The sequence below is a fragment of the Paenarthrobacter sp. AMU7 genome (assembly GCF_041200195.1).
In the GTDB taxonomy this organism is placed as follows: domain Bacteria; phylum Actinomycetota; class Actinomycetes; order Actinomycetales; family Micrococcaceae; genus Arthrobacter.
In genome coordinates, this window is record NZ_CP165735.1 from 3,267,098 (window position 1) to 3,284,513 (window position 17,416).

Annotated in this window: 22 protein-coding genes; 3 read left to right on the forward strand and 19 right to left on the reverse strand. The window is 61.6% G+C overall.

Going from position 1 to position 17,416, the window contains the following annotated elements; all coding sequences use genetic code 11:
- Window positions 1-199 precede the first annotated feature (199 nt).
- The 3 genes from ABQM86_RS15025 (at window position 200) to ABQM86_RS15035 (ending at window position 3,523) form a co-directional block, all read left to right on the forward strand.
- Window positions 200-1,186, forward strand: coding sequence for a carbohydrate ABC transporter permease (locus tag ABQM86_RS15025; RefSeq protein ID WP_207594227.1), 987 nt, complete (start codon window positions 200-202; stop codon window positions 1,184-1,186).
- On the forward strand, window positions 1,183-2,115 hold the full coding sequence (locus ABQM86_RS15030; protein ID WP_369744803.1) for a carbohydrate ABC transporter permease: 933 nt from the start codon (window positions 1,183-1,185) through the stop codon (window positions 2,113-2,115). Before ABQM86_RS15025 ends, ABQM86_RS15030 begins: the two co-directional genes overlap by 4 nt.
- Window positions 2,116-2,176: 61 nt before the next feature.
- Window positions 2,177-3,523 (forward strand): ABC transporter substrate-binding protein, encoded by a 1,347-nt coding sequence (locus tag ABQM86_RS15035; RefSeq protein ID WP_369744804.1) that lies wholly within the window; start codon window positions 2,177-2,179, stop codon window positions 3,521-3,523.
- Between the two features lie 77 nt (window positions 3,524-3,600).
- Here the strand turns inward: ABQM86_RS15035 and map are convergent, their stop codons facing one another.
- From map to rpmC, 19 genes are all read right to left on the reverse strand, one after another.
- The gene (gene map / locus ABQM86_RS15040) at window positions 3,601-4,428 is read right to left on the reverse strand and encodes a type I methionyl aminopeptidase (RefSeq protein ID WP_369744805.1); all 828 of its coding nucleotides are present in this window, start codon (window positions 4,426-4,428) and stop codon (window positions 3,601-3,603) included.
- Window positions 4,429-4,461: 33 nt separating this feature from the next.
- A complete protein-coding gene (locus ABQM86_RS15045) occupies window positions 4,462-5,373 on the reverse strand; it encodes an NAD-dependent epimerase/dehydratase family protein (RefSeq protein WP_369744806.1) in 912 nt (303 codons plus the stop codon).
- The gene (locus ABQM86_RS15050) at window positions 5,370-7,115 is read right to left on the reverse strand and encodes a class I adenylate-forming enzyme family protein (RefSeq protein WP_369744807.1); all 1,746 of its coding nucleotides are present in this window, start codon (window positions 7,113-7,115) and stop codon (window positions 5,370-5,372) included. The genes ABQM86_RS15045 and ABQM86_RS15050 overlap by 4 nt, the downstream gene beginning before the upstream one ends.
- The gene (locus tag ABQM86_RS15055; RefSeq protein WP_369744808.1) at window positions 7,108-8,289 is read right to left on the reverse strand and encodes a cytochrome P450; all 1,182 of its coding nucleotides are present in this window, start codon (window positions 8,287-8,289) and stop codon (window positions 7,108-7,110) included. Before ABQM86_RS15055 ends, ABQM86_RS15050 begins: the two co-directional genes overlap by 8 nt.
- A complete protein-coding gene (locus tag ABQM86_RS15060; protein WP_369746678.1) occupies window positions 8,289-9,092 on the reverse strand; it encodes a glycosyltransferase family 2 protein in 804 nt (267 codons plus the stop codon). Before ABQM86_RS15060 ends, ABQM86_RS15055 begins: the two co-directional genes overlap by 1 nt.
- Before the next feature lie 5 nt (window positions 9,093-9,097).
- Window positions 9,098-10,141: a 3-oxoacyl-ACP synthase III family protein gene (locus ABQM86_RS15065; RefSeq protein ID WP_369744809.1), complete on the reverse strand. Its 1,044-nt coding sequence runs from the start codon at window positions 10,139-10,141 to the stop codon at window positions 9,098-9,100.
- 112 nt (window positions 10,142-10,253) lie between these two features.
- Window positions 10,254-10,823, reverse strand: coding sequence for an adenylate kinase (locus tag ABQM86_RS15070; RefSeq protein ID WP_172324492.1), 570 nt, complete (start codon window positions 10,821-10,823; stop codon window positions 10,254-10,256).
- A 5-nt stretch (window positions 10,824-10,828) separates the two neighbouring features.
- Entirely contained in the window at window positions 10,829-12,139 is a 1,311-nt protein-coding gene (gene secY / locus ABQM86_RS15075) for a preprotein translocase subunit SecY (RefSeq protein WP_207594234.1), read from the reverse strand.
- Between the two features lie 187 nt (window positions 12,140-12,326).
- Window positions 12,327-12,809, reverse strand: a complete 483-nt coding sequence (gene rplO / locus ABQM86_RS15080) for a 50S ribosomal protein L15 (protein WP_207594235.1) — start codon at window positions 12,807-12,809, stop codon at window positions 12,327-12,329.
- Window positions 12,809-13,015 (reverse strand): 50S ribosomal protein L30, encoded by a 207-nt coding sequence (rpmD, locus tag ABQM86_RS15085; RefSeq protein ID WP_089595794.1) that lies wholly within the window; start codon window positions 13,013-13,015, stop codon window positions 12,809-12,811. The genes rplO and rpmD overlap by 1 nt, the downstream gene beginning before the upstream one ends.
- Before the next feature lie 2 nt (window positions 13,016-13,017).
- Complete coding sequence (gene rpsE, locus ABQM86_RS15090; RefSeq protein WP_198318248.1) at window positions 13,018-13,689, reverse strand: 30S ribosomal protein S5; 672 nt, start codon at window positions 13,687-13,689, stop codon at window positions 13,018-13,020.
- A gap of 29 nt (window positions 13,690-13,718) precedes the next feature.
- On the reverse strand, window positions 13,719-14,102 hold the full coding sequence (gene rplR / locus ABQM86_RS15095; RefSeq protein WP_089595796.1) for a 50S ribosomal protein L18: 384 nt from the start codon (window positions 14,100-14,102) through the stop codon (window positions 13,719-13,721).
- Between the two features lie 3 nt (window positions 14,103-14,105).
- Complete coding sequence (rplF, locus tag ABQM86_RS15100; protein ID WP_089595797.1) at window positions 14,106-14,642, reverse strand: 50S ribosomal protein L6; 537 nt, start codon at window positions 14,640-14,642, stop codon at window positions 14,106-14,108.
- A gap of 18 nt (window positions 14,643-14,660) precedes the next feature.
- Window positions 14,661-15,059, reverse strand: coding sequence for a 30S ribosomal protein S8 (rpsH, locus tag ABQM86_RS15105; protein WP_089595798.1), 399 nt, complete (start codon window positions 15,057-15,059; stop codon window positions 14,661-14,663).
- 78 nt (window positions 15,060-15,137) lie between these two features.
- Window positions 15,138-15,716, reverse strand: a complete 579-nt coding sequence (gene rplE, locus ABQM86_RS15110) for a 50S ribosomal protein L5 (RefSeq protein ID WP_207594237.1) — start codon at window positions 15,714-15,716, stop codon at window positions 15,138-15,140.
- Window positions 15,716-16,075 carry a 50S ribosomal protein L24 gene (gene rplX / locus ABQM86_RS15115; protein ID WP_062073171.1) on the reverse strand — a complete coding sequence of 120 codons (360 nt, stop codon included), beginning with the start codon at window positions 16,073-16,075 and terminating at the stop codon, window positions 15,716-15,718. Before rplX ends, rplE begins: the two co-directional genes overlap by 1 nt.
- Before the next feature lie 3 nt (window positions 16,076-16,078).
- Window positions 16,079-16,447 carry a 50S ribosomal protein L14 gene (rplN, locus tag ABQM86_RS15120; RefSeq protein ID WP_003803789.1) on the reverse strand — a complete coding sequence of 123 codons (369 nt, stop codon included), beginning with the start codon at window positions 16,445-16,447 and terminating at the stop codon, window positions 16,079-16,081.
- Between the two features lie 353 nt (window positions 16,448-16,800).
- Complete coding sequence (rpsQ, locus tag ABQM86_RS15125; RefSeq protein WP_011775587.1) at window positions 16,801-17,097, reverse strand: 30S ribosomal protein S17; 297 nt, start codon at window positions 17,095-17,097, stop codon at window positions 16,801-16,803.
- Window positions 17,094-17,414, reverse strand: coding sequence for a 50S ribosomal protein L29 (gene rpmC, locus ABQM86_RS15130; protein WP_014922387.1), 321 nt, complete (start codon window positions 17,412-17,414; stop codon window positions 17,094-17,096). The genes rpsQ and rpmC overlap by 4 nt, the downstream gene beginning before the upstream one ends.
- Window positions 17,415-17,416: the final 2 nt, after the last annotated feature.

The following is a 17,416-nucleotide window of genomic DNA, read 5'->3' on the forward strand; positions in this document are numbered from 1 at the left end:
GGGCAAAGTGGGAGCCCGGCCTCGAATACGAACAAGCGAGTAACGCCGAGTAAACGGGTTGGGAAGTGTCAGACAACTATCGCTACGGACCGCGTATTCGGCCCATTCAGCCGCTGTGCGTGTGGTGAGCTAGGCCTGTCTTCGCCGCCCCGTTCCGGGAGTTGGCTGCCCCACGTTCGCCAAAAAACGTTAGTGACCCATGACTACCCGACAGATTCACAGCAGCACCGCGCCTGCAGGCAGGCCGGACTCCACGCCGCCGGTTCCGCCCGTCGATGCCGCCCAGCACCCTCCGGTAAGAAGGGGCTGGTCTGGCCGCAGCCGCAAGGACTTCATGGTTTTCCTTGCCATGGCTTTGCCGAACCTGGTGTTGATCGGCACGTTCACGTATTGGCCCCTGATCAACAACATCTATTACTCCACGCTGGATTGGACGCTGGGTTCGGCGTCGGCCACGGTGGTGGGGCTGCAGAACTATGTCACCTTCTTCACCAGCGAGGATGCGTCCAAGGTTCTGGGGACCACAGCCGTCTTTACGTTGGTGACGGTGGGTGGGTCGATGGTTCTCGGGTTGCTGGTTGCCCTGGCGTTGAACTCGAAGGTCCGTGGAACCACCTTTGCGAGGTCCGCGGTGTTTGCCCCTTACGTGCTGTCCGGGGTGGGCGTCGGCCTGGTGTGGCTGTTCATCTTCGATCCCGGCTACGGCGTGCTGGCGTGGATTCTTCGGGGAATGGGGCAGCAGAGCCCACAGTGGATCAACGATCCCCAGTTGTCGCTGGTGATGGTCATCATCGTCTACATCTGGAAGAACCTGGGCTATTGCGCCGTGGTGTACCTCGCCGGGTTGCAGTCCCTTCCCCGCGACGTCATGGAAGCTGCAGCGCTTGATGGGGCAAACAGCGTGCGGAGGTTCTTCAACATCTCCATGCCGCTTCTTTCCCCCACTACGTTCTTCCTCTTGATCACCACCATGCTCAGCTCTTTGCAGGCCTTCGACCTCATCCGCATCATGACTCCGCTGGGCAACGGCACCAGCACGTTGATTTATGAGGCGTATCTGCAGGCATTCGGCGCCTATAACCGGGCCGGGTATTCCGCCGCGATCTCGGTGATCCTCTTCGCCATCCTGCTGATCATCACGGTCCTCCAACTGCGGTTCGTTGAGCGAAAGGTCCACTACTCATGAGCGCACCGTTACCAGCCGCCGTCGTGCCTTCCCCACAGGACGCACAGCAGGGCAACCGGCAAGAGTCGCAGCAACCGCAACGGCCGCGTCCCTTCTCCAGCGCCAACCTGCTCCAGACTGTCGCAACCGGGTACGTCCCGTTGATCATTGCCACACTGGTGGTGTTCCTGCCCCTGCTGTGGATGCTGTTGAGCTCTTTCAAGCAGCCGGGCGAGATCGTCACCATGGATTTGAAGATCCTGCCGGAGTCCCTGAACCTGGAAAATTACGCCACGGCGATGACCACCGTCCCGTTTGCGCAGTTCTTCGCCAACAGCCTGATCGTGACCGTCATCGGCTCATCCATCAAGGTCGTCCTGGCCATCCTGACTGCCTACGCCCTCGTGTTCGTGCGATTCCCGTTCAAGAACGTGATCTTCGTGCTGATTCTGGTAGCCCTCATGGTCCCGGCCCAAGTGTCCATCCTGCCCAACTACATCCTCATTGCAGGAATGGGCGGGAAGAACACGTTGTGGGGCATCATCCTCCCCGGCCTCGGCACAGCGTTTGGGACGTTCCTGCTGCGCCAGCACTTCCTGACGCTGCCGCCATCGATCCTCGAAGCGGCCGAAATCGATGGTGCCGGCCACTGGCGGCGCTTGTGGCAGATCATTGTGCCGGTCTCGGTCCCGTCCATCGCCACTGTGGCGTTGGTGACCGTGGTCAGTGAATGGAACGACTACATCTGGCCGCTCATTATCACGGACCGCCCCGAAACCATGACGCTGCCCGTGGGCCTGACGTTGCTGCAGAACTCGGAAGGCAATGGGGCAGGCTGGGGAATCCTCATGGCCGGCGCCGTTCTGGTGATCGTCCCCATCCTGCTGGTGTTCGCAGCACTCCAGCGCTACATCGTGGCCGGCCTGACCCAAGGAAGCGTCACCGGCTGATTTTCTCCCTCCGCACCATTCGCATCGAAATACCCTAGTGAAGTTATTGAGAGGAAGCACCATGCGTACCAACCTTGACCGCCGACATTTCCTGGGCCTGGCCGGACTGGGCGCCGGAGCCGCGGCACTGGCCGCCTGTGGCGGACCTTCGACGGCGGGCACGGCAGACGCCGTCGAGACCGCAGCGATCGATTTCAGCGGCGTGAAGCCGGCTGGCTCCATCGACTTCTGGACCAACCACCCAGGCAAGTCGCAGGACGTGGAGAAGGCGATCATTGAGAAGTTCCACGCCAAGTTCCCGGACATCAAAGTCAACCTCGTCACGGCCGGGGCCAACTACGAGGAGATCGCCCAGAAGTTCCAGACCTCGCAGGCAGCCAAGACGGGTCTACCGGCGCTGGTTGTCCTCTCTGATGTGTGGTGGTTCCGCTACTTCTCCAATGGCAGCATCATCCCCATCGATGGACTGGTGAAGCAGCTGGACATCAAGATCGACGACTTCCAGAAGTCGCTGATGGACGACTACAAGTACGACGACAAGCAGTGGGCGCTCCCCTACGGCCGGTCCACCCCGCTGTTCTACTACAACAAGGACCATTTCAAGGCGGCGGGCCTCCCTGATCGCGCACCGGCCACGTGGCAGGAATTCGCGGAGTGGGCCCCGAAGCTTAAGGCCACGTCCGGCGCACAGTATGCCTACATCTACCCGGCCCTTGCCGGCTACGCGGGCTGGACCTTGCAAAACAACCTGTGGGGCTGGGGCGGCAGCTGGTCCAAGGACTGGGACATCACGTGTGATTCCACCGAGTCAGTCGCTGCATTGCAGTGGGCGCAGGATTCCATTTACAAGGACGGCTGGGCGGGCGTTTCGTCCAAGGAAGCCGCAGACGACTTCGCCGCGGGCATCACCTCGTCCACCATTTCCTCCACTGGTTCCTTGCTGGGCGTCCTGAAGGCAGCCAAGTTCAACGTTGGCGTCGGTTTCCTTCCGGGCGGGCCCGAAGTGCCCAGCGGGGTCTGCCCCACGGGCGGTGCCGGTCTCGGCATCCCGAGCGGCATCACCAAGGAGGAACAGCTTGCTGCGGCCACGTTCCTGAAGTTCATGACCGAACCGGAGAACACCGCCGCTTTCTCCGCTGCCACCGGGTACATGCCCACGCGTCTCTCGGCCGACATGTCCGCTGTCCTCGCCGCGACACCGCAAATCAAGACCGCCATGGACCAGCTCGCCGTGACCAAGGTCCAGGACAACGCACGCGTGTTCCTGCCGGGTGCGGACCAGGAGATGGCCAAGGCCGCTGCAAAGATCCTCACGCAGCAGGGCGACGTCCAGGCAACCATGACCGAGCTTAAGAAGACGCTCGAGGGCATTTACACCAAGGATGTGAAGCCGAAGCTGAAGGCTTGATTTCTCCTCCAGGCATGAAGAGAGCCGGGCTGCTTCAGCAGCCCGGCTCTTGTGCTCCGGGGCGTACGGCCCGGGTCTTACGGGATTGGTACAGGCACGACGCCGAGCGGCGCCAACTGCTCGGCGCCTCCATCCGGGGCGGACAGGACCCAGATGCCCTTTTCGTGGACGGCGACAGAATGCTCCCACTGGCAGGAACGCTTGCCGTCGGTGGTGACAACGGTCCAGTCGTCGTCGAGGGTGGCGGTTTCGATGCCCCCGCGCACCAGCATGGGTTCGATGGCCAGGCACAGGCCTGGGCGGATCTTCGGTCCGCGGTGGCCGGTCCGGTAGTTCAGGACATCCGGGGCCATGTGCATTTCGGAGCCAATGCCGTGCCCTACGTAGTCTTCCAGGATGCCCAAGGGCTTGCCGTGGACGGAGGAGACGTAGTCATCGATCGCGTTGCCGATGTCTCCGACGAATTTTCCGTTGGCAAGGGCGGCGATGCCACGCCACATGGCAGCCTCAGTGACGTCGGAGAGCCGCTGGTCTTCGGGATCCGCCGTACCCACGATGACCGTCCGCGCAGAGTCTGAATGCCAGCCGTCCACGATGCAGCCGCCGTCGATGGAAATAATGTCACCCTCATTGAGGACCTTGGTCCCGGGGATGCCATGGACCACTTCTTCGTTGACGGAGGTGCAAATTGTGGCGGGGAAGCCGTGGTAGCCGAGGAAGTTGGACTTGGCACCTGCGTCGCTGAGGACCGCGGCAAAAACATCGTCCAGGTCTTTGGTGGTGACGCCCGGCTTGGCCGCCGCAACTGCAGCATCAAGTGCACGGCTCAGGACAAGCCCGGCCTCCTGCATCTTGCGCATCTGCTCGTTGGTCTTGTATTCAATGCGGGGCTGACCGAACGCCATGTTCTCCTCTGGAAAGTTTGCTGACGGAGCCGATCAGGCTCCGTGCTTGAACCATTTTCCCGCATCCGAGACTGTGGTCGAAATTGGCTCGATTCCCAGCTCGTGCCGGAGGCGTTCCAAGGAGTAGGTTCGCTCCCTCCCGAGTTGGCTCACCGCGTAACGTGTGAGCCGCGGATTCCGGCCGCTCGCCCGTGAAACCGCCTCCGAAATGCCGGCTAAAGCCATGGCCGCGGGCTCGGGAAGGTACCTGATGTCCACGCCGTGGAATCCAGAGGAGTCCAGCACCTGGCGCAGCACTCCACCCAATTCAACAGGCTCAGCGTCCCCCACGTTGACGGCGCCCCGGATTTCGGAGCGGCAGGCGGCAAGGGTTGCTTGCACCAGATTGTCCACGTGCGTCAATTGATGTTTCACCTGGGCATGTCCGACACTCAGCAAATGGCCTCGCCTGATGTTGCTGATCAGACGTGGCAGCAGCGTCCGGTCCCCCGGCCCGTAGACACCGTGCGGACGCAGTGCCACGGCATTGCCATGGCGACGGGCTTCGACGTCGGCGAGCGCCTTGCTGCGTCCGTAGGCACTCAGGTGGCGTGTGGCTACCTCATCCTCGGCCCGGTTGACACATGATTCCCACCACGGGTACACGCTGGAACTGGAGATGTGGACCAGGCGGGTGCCGGCGAAGGCCTCGGCCACGGCACGGGTGCCCAGGACGTTGGCCCGGTGGAAGAGGGCAGACGGACCCCAATCGGCAACGTGTGCTGCCGCGTGCACCACAGCGTCAACGCCGGGAAGCCGCCCTGGGGGAAGCCCGGTCAGATCCCAGTAATTCAGGCCGGGTCCGTGCTGTCTCGCGAAGCGGACTACCTCCCATCCCTGGGCCTCCGCAGCTGCGGCCACGGCTCCCCCGATGAACCCAGTGGCGCCGGTGACTGCAATCTTCACCGTGTTCCCGCTGCGTCTAAGTCTGCCTCTGGCTGGGTGCGTGACGCGAACTCCTGCCGCAATGCTGCACGGTCAGGTTTCCGGTGCCGGCCACCGGACGGGATGGACTCCAGGACTTCAATGTGGTCCGGGAGCGCGGATTCGTCGATGAGCCGTGGGAGGTCTCGGGCAAGCCGCGACTTCATCAGGGCTGCACTTTCGCCAGCCGCAGCGACGACGGCCAGCCACACCGACTCGTCTCCGACGTCATCCGGAACGCCTACCATCACTGCTTGCCGGACCCCGGGGATCCCAGCAATGACCGGCTCGTAGAGTGCCGGGTAGATGTTGGTCTTCCCTCGGATGATCATGTCCTTCTTACGCCCGATCATCACCAGCCTGGGCGCCCCGGCGCTGCCGTGGTCCAGCCGGACGAGGTCCCCCGTCGCGTGCTCCACCATCGGGTCTTCGCCCAGGTAGCCGTGGCACACATTGGGACCCCGGACCAACAGTTCGTGGTCTTCAGCCACCCGGATTCCGACGGCGGGCAGCGGCTCCCCCAGGAAGTCACCTTCGCCTGTGCCGTCGGGGGCCGTTACTTCAGCCTCTGCACCTGACGCGAAGGCCAATTTCTCGTGTCCGTCGGCAATGGCGATTGGAAGCGCTTCGGTCATGCCATAGATCAGTTTGAACTCGATGCCCGGAAGCAGTTGCATGGCCCGTTTCAGAAATGGCGCCAGGATCGGCGCCGCCCCAAGCATGACTGTCCTCAGCGATGCCGGCAGCCTGACCGTTCCTTCCTCGATCGAGTCCAGGATGGGCGCCAACTGCGACGGCACAAGGAAAAGGTGGGTGGCGCCGTCGTACGCTGTTTTTTGGCCGGCCACAGGCCCAAGTTCGCCCGCAAGCCGGAGAGGATCGATGTGGGCGGAGAATCCGTACGCCGGCATGGTCCAGTGCGCACCGGCAATGAGCGCGGGCAGGCCCATCATGAGTTGCTCCGAGTGGACCCTGTCGCCTTCCCTGAAGGTGCAGCGCGTGGTGAGTTGTCCAAAACCCGCGGCGAGCGATCCCCGGGTGTGGATCACGCCTTTGGGAGCACCGGTAGTCCCCGATGTGAAGATGATGACGGCTTCCTGCGAGGACGCATTCACGGCGTCGCCGCCAATTTTGCCATCCCCCGTTGCCATCCGCGTCGACGCCAGGGCCCTCACCGGCGACGCGCCCCGTGGCACACCAGGCAACCACGGTCCCGCGTAGTAGTGGCGGACCTCCATGGCGCCATAGTCGGGGAGAAGCAGGCCCCGCCTCCGTGCAAGGGGACGGAAAGGGCTCTTGGCGCTCAACGCGTACAGGAGCGACTCCGAGGCTGCCCACTGCGGCGACGCGAGCCCTGCACGATCCCGAAAGAGGGAAGGACCGATTCCCGGGTCAATAAACACCACCGAGCCACCCGCCCGCACAGCGCCCAAGGCCAGGACAAACGCCGCAGGGCTGGGACGTACGGAGAACAACATGCGCTCCCCCAAGCCGAATCCGTCCTTCTGGAGGCTGAGCGCCGTCGCCTCGATCCCGTCCACCAGCTCACGGTAGGTGATGGTCCGTCCGGGTTTCACTGCCTCCGCACCACGCACGCCCCTGATGCGGCGTGCTTTGCCTGGGGCTGTGATCGCCGGGTGTTGCGGGAACCGTTCCGCTGCTGCATATACGGCGGCGATCAGGTCGGCAGTGCCCGCTGACTGCTCAACTGTCTCCTCAGACATTCGCCAGTTCCAGACTCTTGTATCCCGGAATGAGAACACCTCTGCTGACACGGCGGCTCCGGATGGTCCAGGGTTGCTGAAGATACCGGTCCAGCAGTACGTCCAAGGCTGCGTTGATCTCGGCCATGGCCAACGGCATGCCGATACAGAAGTGTGCTCCCGCGCCGAACCACAGCTGGCGCGCTTGCGGGGGTATGGCCTCTGCCGGGTCAAAGCCGCGGAGGCTCTTGGCAGCGTGGACGGTGGATAGCAGTATCCTGTCGCCGGCCCGGACCTCCGTCCCTCCAATGACCCCGGGTGCCACTGCATCCCGGATCATCATGGGCGATGGCACTGTGAAGCGAAGGGCCTCATTGATCACGGCAGGAACGGTTGAGCGCTGGTTGGCCAGTTCCTCAACCCGTCCGCTGTCCGTAAGGAGCGCCACCAACCGCGGAAGGAATGAGACCAGCGTTTCGGTGCCCACCATGACGAAAGCACTGATGATGCCCATCGCTTCTTCCTCGCTCATGCCGAGTTCCCGGAGCCTCCCGGGAAATGTCCCGGGGTCACTCTCCCGGTAGGCCACCCTGGCCGGTCCTGCCAGGATTCCGACGGCGGAACGCCCCTTCGCGATTTGCCGCGCCGTCAGGGAGGGACGCCCCAAGCGGACAAGCGAGGAAATGGAAGAGCCCAGGTTGAAGAGTTCCTTGTTGGGTAGCCTGCCCGGCGCGTCGTCGGGCACTCCCAGCAACCGGGAGATCACTCCCCCTGCCAGGTCCTTCACGCATTCCACCACGTCCACCGAACGTCCCGCGTCCAGTTCCTTGGCGATTCGTGACTCAAAGGCGGATGCCGCCGGCTCCACTATCCCGGCCACCGATCGCGGCGTGAACAGATCACCGAGGCGTTGCCGCAATTTCTTGTGGTCTTCGCCATCCATGTTCACCAAGGCTTTGGGGCCCACCACGGGAGTCCAGAGGGCGCCTGAACCCGAGCGGCCATTCTTGACAAATCTCTGCTGGTCCATGAGGACCTCACGAACCAAGCCGGCTTCACTGACCAGCACCCCCAACCCTGGCAGCTTGACCACCGGACGGAGGCTGCCCAAACCTCGAATCATCGGATACAGCAGAGGGTGGGCGCCCAGGTGGATGCGTCGTTCCCATTGCTCGGCCGTGGCCACGTCCGCCATCACCGGATATCCACGTGCTCGGGACGGTACCGGTGGTCTGCGTACCACGCCAGCGTGTTCTTCAAGCCCCAGGCCTTGACGCGGCGTGAGGAGCCGAATACCACAACATCCCGCCGCAGGGCGTAGTTCCGGGTCAGCTTTCTGACCCGGTTGGACAGTGCCCTGTCCTCATGGAGGTCTTCGATGCTGGAGCGGGGGAATCCGCCGGACCGGTGGTACATATCTGCGGTGATGGCCATGTTGCAGCCCGGGAGCATTTGGTACGGCCCCAGGTACCCCTCGCCCTTATTGCCGGGACGGATACGACCAAAGAATGAGGCCACCTCCACCGCGAGCAACATCATCCGCCGTTCACCGGCGCTGATTCCCTCATCAAGCCTCGGATTAAGCTGGCCAGCGATCAGTTCCAGCCCGTCATCGAAGGCGGCCATGATCCTGGCAGTCCAGTCCGGAGCTGCAAGGCAATCGGAATCGGTGCGGGCCAACCATACTGCGCCGTGCTCCACACCGAAGCGCATGCCCGTATCCGCCGCTGCCCCAGTACCCTTCTGCTTTTCGGTCAGCAGCCGGATGTCCATTCCGGGATGTTCCGCGGCGAACTCAGCCACGATGCCACGGCTGTTATCAGCGGATCCGTTGTCTACCACAACAACCGTGAAATCCTTGTGCTCTTGGGCCGCCAAGGACAGCAGTGTCTGACGTACCAGTTTCTCCTCGTTCAGCATCGGAACAGCGATACACAGCGGCCTGGTGGGAGCGCTGCTCGCCAGCCCTGGGCTTACAGGCTCCGGCCGTGCGTTCATGGCCGTCACAGCCGCACCACTGCCATGCCCAGGCTGACGCCGCCGGCCAATCCCACCAACGCGACGAGGTCACCTGGTCCACACCGTCCGCTGTCCATGGCGAGTTTCAGTTGCAGCGGCAGGCTGACTGACGCCAGGTTGCCGAAATCCTCCACGGAAGGGACCAGCAACTCACTGGGAACACCGGCACGCTCAGCGAAGATCGCCCGGTACGGAGCACTGACTTGATGAACACACACCACTGCGAAGTCCGTCCATGACAGGTCAAGCCGCTCGAGCGTCTGGTCAAGAATCTCAGAACCAAGATCCAGGAACGCGTCCTTCAGCTTTTCACCGTCCATGCTGAAATAGCTGGCTTCCGGATCGCGGGGAAACGCGGAACCTCCCGCTGAGAGCGTACCCACAGACCAGTGGCTGCTCCGCGCCGTGAAGGCCATGGACAGGATTCCGGCCGCCCCTTCGGGACCTGGCGGCTCCCGGTCTGCCGCCTCAAGCAAAACTGCGGCACCGCCGTCGCTCATGGTGTACCCGGGAAAACTGGACGCAAAAGTCTCAAAGTCCGGAACCTTCCACCGAACTGCCCTCGACGGCGATTCACCGGTGGCCACCAGCACGCGGGCATAGCGTCCCGCAGCGATCAGGGAGTCCCCCACTTCGACGCCGTTGAGGAAACTGTTGCAGGCGTTCTTGACGTCCATGACCGGACATGCGAGCCCCAACTTTGCCGCAACCATATGTCCGGTGGCCGGCTCCACCATGTCCTGGCTGGCCGAAGCAAAGATCAAGAGGTCTACTTCCGGAGCCTGCAGTCCACACTCAGCCATAACCTTGGCCGCAGCGTTGGCCGCCAGGTCCGACGCTTGTTCGGTTTCAGCCATGACACTGCGGGAACGGATTCCCGTGACGCGACCGATCAGGCCCTGAGGGACCCGGAACCCCGGACTGTGCTCAGCAATACGGCGCTCGACGGCGGCCGTGTCCAGCCGGGCGGGTGGCAGGTAGACCTCGAGCCCCGAAATCCGGCTGTGCCCAGATAAAGCAGTGTGCATGCGGTTCCCCCAACAGTCTGCCGCGAAACGAAAAATGGGTGTGTCCCGCACCAATGGTACGGGACACACCCTTCGCTCCAGAGCCGCGCGAACCGGCTATGTGGAAAACAAGCTAGACGGCCTTGGCCGACTCAATCGCGGTGAGGACACGATCGGTAACTTCATCGATACCGCCAATGCCATCAACCTGCGTGAGGATTCCACGCTCGGCGTACTTGGCCACAACGGCTTCGGTTTGCTCGTGGTACAGATCAAGACGGTGACGGATCACGGTCTCGTTGTCATCGGAACGTCCGGTCTCTTTGGCACGGCCAAGGAGACGGGTCACCAGTTCTTCGTCATCGGCGGTCAGCTGGAGCACGACGTCGAGCTCCTGCTGGCCTTCGGCGAGGATCTGGTCCAGGTAATCAACCTGGGCCGTGGTACGCGGGTAGCCGTCCAGGAGGAAGCCGTTCTCCACGTCGCTCTGGCTCAAGCGGTCCCGAACCATGTCGTTCGTAACGCTGTCCGGAACGAAGTCGCCTGCGTCCATGTACTTCTTGGCTTCAATGCCCAAGGGTGTTTCGCCCTTGACGTTGGCACGGAAGATATCGCCAGTGGAAATGGCGACTACGCCGAGGCGCTCGGAAATCCGTTCAGCCTGCGTACCCTTGCCCGAACCGGGAGGTCCAATGATCAGCATTCTCGTCATCGCAAAAGCCCTTCGTAGTGACGTTGTTGTAGCTGCGCATCAATCTGCTTGACGGTTTCCAGGCCGACACCCACCATGATCAGGATTGAGGTGCCACCGAACGGGAAGTTCTGGTTGGCATTGATCAGGACGAGTGCAACCAGCGGAATCAACGCCACGAAGCCCAGGTAGAGGGCTCCAGGCAGGGTGATCCTGGAAAGCACGTACTGCAGGTAGTCCGCGGTCGGTTTACCCGCCCGGATGCCCGGAATGAACCCGCCGTACTTCTTCATGTTGTCCGACACTTCTTCAGGGTTGAAGGTGATGGCCACGTAGAAGTACGTAAAGAACACGATCATGGCGAAATAGAGCGCCATGTAGATGGGGTGGTCGCCACGGGTGAGGTTGTTGTTGATCCACTCAACCCACGGGGCCATCTGCTCCCCTGGCGCCGGCTGGTTGAACTGCGAAATCAGCCCGGGCAGGTAGAGCATGGAGGACGCGAAGATGACAGGCACGACGCCGGCCATGTTCACCTTGATGGGAATGTAGGTGCTGGTACCGCCCACTGTGCGGCGGCCGATCATGCGCTTCGCATACTGGACCGGAACACGGCGTTGGGACTGCTCCACGAAAACAACCAAGGCCACAGTCAGCAAACCGACAGCCAGCACGGTGAAGAAGGTGCCGGGACCCTTGCTCTCCCAGATGGCACCCAGCGAACCCGGGAAGCTTGCAGCGATGGAGGTGAAGATGAGCAGCGACATACCGTTGCCCACACCCTTCTCCGTCACCAGCTCGCCCATCCACATGATGAGGCCGGTACCGGCCGTCAACGTGATGATGATGAGGATGGTGGTCATGATGCTCTCATCGGGGATGATGGGCAGGTTGCAGCCCGGGAGCAGTTGACCGGACCGGGCCAGGGACACCAGAGTGGTGGCGTTCAGCAGGCCGAGGGCGATAGTGAGGTACCGGGTGTACTGGGTCAACTTTGACTGTCCCGAGGAACCCTCTTCGTAGAGCTGCTGGAACCGGGGAATGACCACCCGGAGCAGCTGCACGATGATGCTCGCCGTGATGTAGGGCATGATGCCCAAGGCAAAGACTGAGACCTGCAGCAACGCGCCGCCGCTGAACAAGTTAACCAGCTGGTAGATGCCCTGCGAGGTGTCACCGGTGTTCAAGCATTGCTGGACATTCTGGTAGTTCACACCAGGCGAGGGGATAAAAGCTCCCAAGCGGAAGATTGTGATGATTCCCAGCGTGAACAACAACTTGCGTCGCAAATCAGGCGTCCGAAACGCCCGGCCGAATGCGCTTAGCAAGCGTCCTCCTGAGTAGAAAGTACAAGGATGTGATCGGGCTCAATGAAACCCAACAACCGAGTCTAACTGCTTGTGACGCCGTCGTAATAATCGAGAGTCCTCAACCACGAAAAAAATCCCGGTACACAGGGCCGAAGCCCCGCGTACCGGGATCCTTTTTTACAACGGGCATCTGCCCCACTGGCTCTTAGAGAGCAGTGGTGCTTCCGCCTGCTGCAGCAATCTTTTCCGTAGCACTGGCGGAGAATGCGTGGGCCGTAACATCAACCTTGACGGTGATGTCGCCGGTGCCAAGCACCTTCACGGGCTGGTTCTTGCGAACGGCACCCTTCTCAACCAGGGACTCAACGGTGACAGCGCCACCTTCCGGGAACAGCTCGTTGAGCTTTTCCAGGTTGACAACCTGGAACTCAACCCGGAACGGGTTCTTGAAGCCGCGCAGCTTCGGCAGGCGCATGTGCAGCGGCAGCTGGCCGCCGGCAAAGCCAGCCTTTACCTGGTAGCGGGCCTTCGTACCCTTGGTACCGCGACCAGCGGTCTTACCCTTGGAGCCTTCACCACGACCAACACGGGTCTTGGCGGTCTTGGCACCCGGGGCGGGACGCAGGTGGTGGACCTTCAGAGCGTTCTGCTTCTCAGCAGTCTCTGCGGCGGTCTTGTTCTCTGCCATTACTTCGCCTCCTCTACATTCACGAGGTGCGGAACCGTGTTCAGCATTCCAACGGTCACGGCATCAGCGGAGCGGACAACAGTGTGTCCGATGCGCTTGAGGCCGAGGGACCGAAGGGTGGCGATCTGGTTCTGCTTGGCGCCAATGACGCCCTTGATCTGGGTGATTTCCAACTTGGCGTCGGAGGGAGTCAGGTTCTTAGCCATGACTAAACACCTGCCTTCTGGTTCTGGAGCGCGCGCACCAGAGCAGCAGGAGCAACCTCGTCCAGCGGCAGGCCACGGCGGGCAGCCACGGAAGCGGGCTCTTCGAGCTGCTTCAGAGCGGCAACGGTCGCGTGAACGATGTTGATCGCGTTGGAAGAACCGAGCGACTTGGAGAGGATGTCGTGGATGCCCACGCACTCCAATACCGCGCGGACCGGGCCACCGGCGATAACACCGGTACCGGCGGAAGCCGGACGCAGCAGGACTACGCCTGCAGCAGCCTCACCCTGCACACGGTGCGGGATGGTGCTGCCAACGCGGGGTACGCGGAAGAAGGACTTCTTGGCCTCTTCAACGCCCTTGGCGATAGCAGCGGGAACTTCCTTGGCCTTGCCGTAGCCGACGCCGACCATACCGTTGCCGTCACCGACGACGACGAGAGCGGTGAAGCTGAAGCGACGACCACCCTTGACGACCTTGGCAACGCGGTTGATGGTGACAACGCGCTCTACGAACTGGCTCTTCTCAGCCTCACGACCGCCGTCGCGGCCACCACGGCCACCACGGTCGCCGCGGCCCTGGCCACGGTCGCCGCGCTCGCCACGACGTCCGCCGCGGCGGTCATCGGCAGCGGGTGCGGTCTCAGTTGCTTCAGCAGCTACAGCTTCAGTCACCTGAATGTCCTTTTCGTTATTTTCAACGGTCACAGTGCCAGCCCACCTTCGCGAGCACCGTCAGCGACGGCGGCGATGCGGCCGTGGTACTTGTTACCGCCACGGTCGAAGACAACAGCCTCGACGCCTGCAGCCTTGGCGCGCTCTGCAACGAGCTCGCCGACGCGCTTGGCCTTGGCAGTCTTGTCTCCGTCGAATGCGCGAAGGTCAGCTTCCAGGGTGGAAGCGTAAGCCACGGTTACACCCTTGCTGTCATCGACAACCTGGACGAATACGTGACGTGCCGAACGGTTGACGACCAGACGAGGACGTACAGCCGTACCGGTGATGCGCTTGCGGATACGAAGCTGGCGACGGCTGCGTGCAGCAGACTTGCTCTTGTTCGTACGCTTCTTATTAATTGCGATGGCCATGGTTTACTTACCAGCCTTTCCGACCTTGCGGCGGATGACTTCGCCGGCGTAACGGACACCCTTGCCCTTGTAGGGGTCAGGCTTGCGCAGCTTGCGAATGTTGGCAGCAACCTCGCCGACCTGCTGCTTGTTGATACCCGAAACAGAGAGCTTGGTCGGACCCTCTACTACGAAGGTGATGCCTTCGGGTGCAGAGACGTTAACCGGGTGGCTGTAGCCCAGAGCGAACTCCAGGTCAGAACCCTTGGCCTGAACGCGGTAACCAGTACCAACGATTTCAAGCTTCTTCTCGTAGCCCTCGGTAACGCCCTGAATCATGTTGGCGATCAGGGTGCGGGTCAGGCCGTGCAGCGAACGCGAGTTGCGCTCGTCGTTCGGGCGGGTGACCGTCAGGGTGTTCTCTTCCTGGGTAACCTCGATCGGGCTGGCCACAGTGTGGCTCAGCTCGCCTTTGGCACCTTTGACGTTGATGACGGAGCCATCAAGCTTGACCTCAACTCCGGCAGGAACGGTGATGGGGAGACGTCCAATACGTGACATTATTCTCTTCCTTTCCCGTTACCAGACGTACGCGAGGACTTCGCCGCCCACGCCCTTCTTGCCGGCCTGCTTGTCAGTCAGGAGGCCGGAAGAGGTGGACAGGATTGCGACACCCAGGCCACCCAGCACGTGCGGCAGGTTGGTGGACTTCGCGTAAACGCGGAGACCCGGCTTGGAGATGCGGCGGACGCCAGCGATGGAACGCTCGCGGTTCGGACCGAACTTAAGGTCGATGGTCAGCTTCTTGCCAACCTCGGCGTCTTCTTCCTTCCAGCCGGCAATGTAGCCTTCTGCCTTCAGGATGTCAGCAACGCGTGCCTTCAGTTTGCTGTACGGCATGGACACGGTGTCGTGGTATGCCGAGTTTGCATTGCGCAGACGCGTGAGCATGTCTGCGACAGGATCTGTCATAGTCATTTGGGCTATAGCCCTTCCTCGTACCGGTTTCCGCTGCGCCGGCTCTCAAGAGCCTGCGAAGACGGACCTGTCACGTAGTTAGTTTTCGGTCTTGAACGGGAAACCAAGCGCCTTGAGCAGCGCGCGGCCTTCGTCATCGGTCTTGGCGGTGGTGACGACCGTGATGTCCATACCGCGAACGCGGTCGATGGAGTCCTGGTCGATCTCGTGGAACATAACCTGCTCGGTCAGACCGAAGGTGTAGTTGCCGTTGCCATCGAACTGCTTGCCGTTGAGGCCGCGGAAGTCACGGATACGCGGCAGAGCCAGCGAAACCAGACGATCCACGAATTCCCACATGCGGTCCCCACGCAGAGTTGCGTGTGCACCGATCGGCATGCCTTCGCGCAGCTTGAACTGTGCGATTGACTTGCGGGCCTTGGTTACCTGCGGCTTCTGGCCGGTGATCAGGGTGAGGTCGCGGACAGCGCCGTCGATCAGCTTGGAGTCCTTGGCGGCATCTCCAACACCCATGTTCACTACAACCTTGACCAGGCGGGGAACCTGGTTGACGTTCGCGTAGCTGAATTCCTCCTGCAGGGACTTCTTGATGGTCTCTGCATACTTGGTCTTCAGACGCGGAACGATCTTCACTGGAGTCTCGAGTGTCTCACTCATCAGATGTCCTTCCCGGTGGCCTTGGACACGCGGATACGGACGGTCTTGGTAGCGCCATCCTTCTCAACGGTGTCGAGACGGAAACCAACACGGGTCGGCTTCTTGGTCGACGGGTCAACCAGAGCAACGTTGGAAACGTGGATCGGGGCCTCAACGACCTCAATGCCACCGGTCTTGGTGCCGCGCTGCGACTGACCGACCTTGGTGTGCTTGGTGACGCGGTTGATTCCCTCTACCAGCACGCGGTTGGTGTCCGGGAATACGCGCAGAACCTTGCCCTGCTTGCCGCGGTCTCCGCCGCGTTCCTGCTTGGCGCCGGTGATGACCTGAACGAGGTCACCCTTCTTGATCTTAGCCATGGACTAAAGCACCTCCGGGGCCAGCGAAACGATCTTCATGAACTTCTTGTCGCGAAGTTCACGACCAACCGGGCCGAAGATACGGGTACCGCGGGGGTCACCGTCATTCTTCAGGATCACAGCTGCGTTTTCGTCAAACTTGATGTAGGAACCATCCGCACGGCGGCGTTCCTTCTTGGTACGAACGATGACAGCCTTGACGACGTCACCCTTCTTTACGTTGCCGCCAGGGATAGCGTCCTTGACGGTAGCGACGATCACGTCGCCAATGCCTGCGTAGCGACGACCAGATCCACCGAGAACGCGAATGGTAAGGATTTCCTTAGCACCCGTGTTGTCGGCGACCTTGAGTCGCGACTCCTGCTGAATCAATTTCTACTCCTTGCGTCGCGCCGGTTCTCAGACCGAAATCATGCATACGGAATGAGCCTTGCGGAACGGTTGATCGGGGTGTCTCTTGACCTGCCTGGATTTTGCCAGTACAGGCCTAAACGCCCGTGCCACAAGCATCAGCTTCCCTTGCAGAAAACTCTGCGCGGGGCAGTATGCAGCGGCACGATTGTTTACGAGGTAGTTGACGGCGCACAAGTGGCGCCATACAAACTCAATATCCTAGCACGTTTATGGCCTGAAGCCGAACCGGCCGGAGATGCGGAAAGGCCCGCGCTCCCTGGGGAACACGGGCCTTTCCAGTGAATCACTGCCAGGCATGCCCGGCGTCGGATTTACTTGGCCTTTTCGAGGATCTCCACCAGACGCCACCGCTTGGTAGCGGACAGCGGGCGGGTCTCAGAGATGAGAACGAGGTCGCCGATGCCGGCGGTGTTCTCTTCGTCGTGAGCCTTGATCTTCGAGGTGCGGCGAATAACCTTGCCGTACAGAGCGTGCTTCACGCGGTCTTCAACCTGAACAACGATGGTCTTTTCCATCTTGTCAGAGACAACGTAGCCGCGACGCGTCTTACGGTAACCGCGCTGTTCAGCGCTGGCTGCTGCTTCCGTCACAGTTTCCTTCTCGCTCACTTGGCGTCCTCTCCAGCTTCAACCTCGGCCTTTTCAGCCTTGGCAGCCTTCTTGGACTTCTTTTCTTCCTTGGCTTCCACAACCGGTGCGGCAACCTCGGCACGAATGCCCAGCTCGCGCTCACGGAGAACGGTGTAGATGCGTGCGATGTCCTTCTTTACCGCACGCAGGCGACCGTGGTTCTCCAGCTGTCCGGTGGCGGACTGGAAACGCAGGTTGAACAGCTCTTCCTTGGACTTGCGGAGTTCTTCAACGAGACGCTCGTTGTCGAAACCGTCCAGCTGTGCGGGTGCGAGATCCTTCGACCCTACTGCCATTT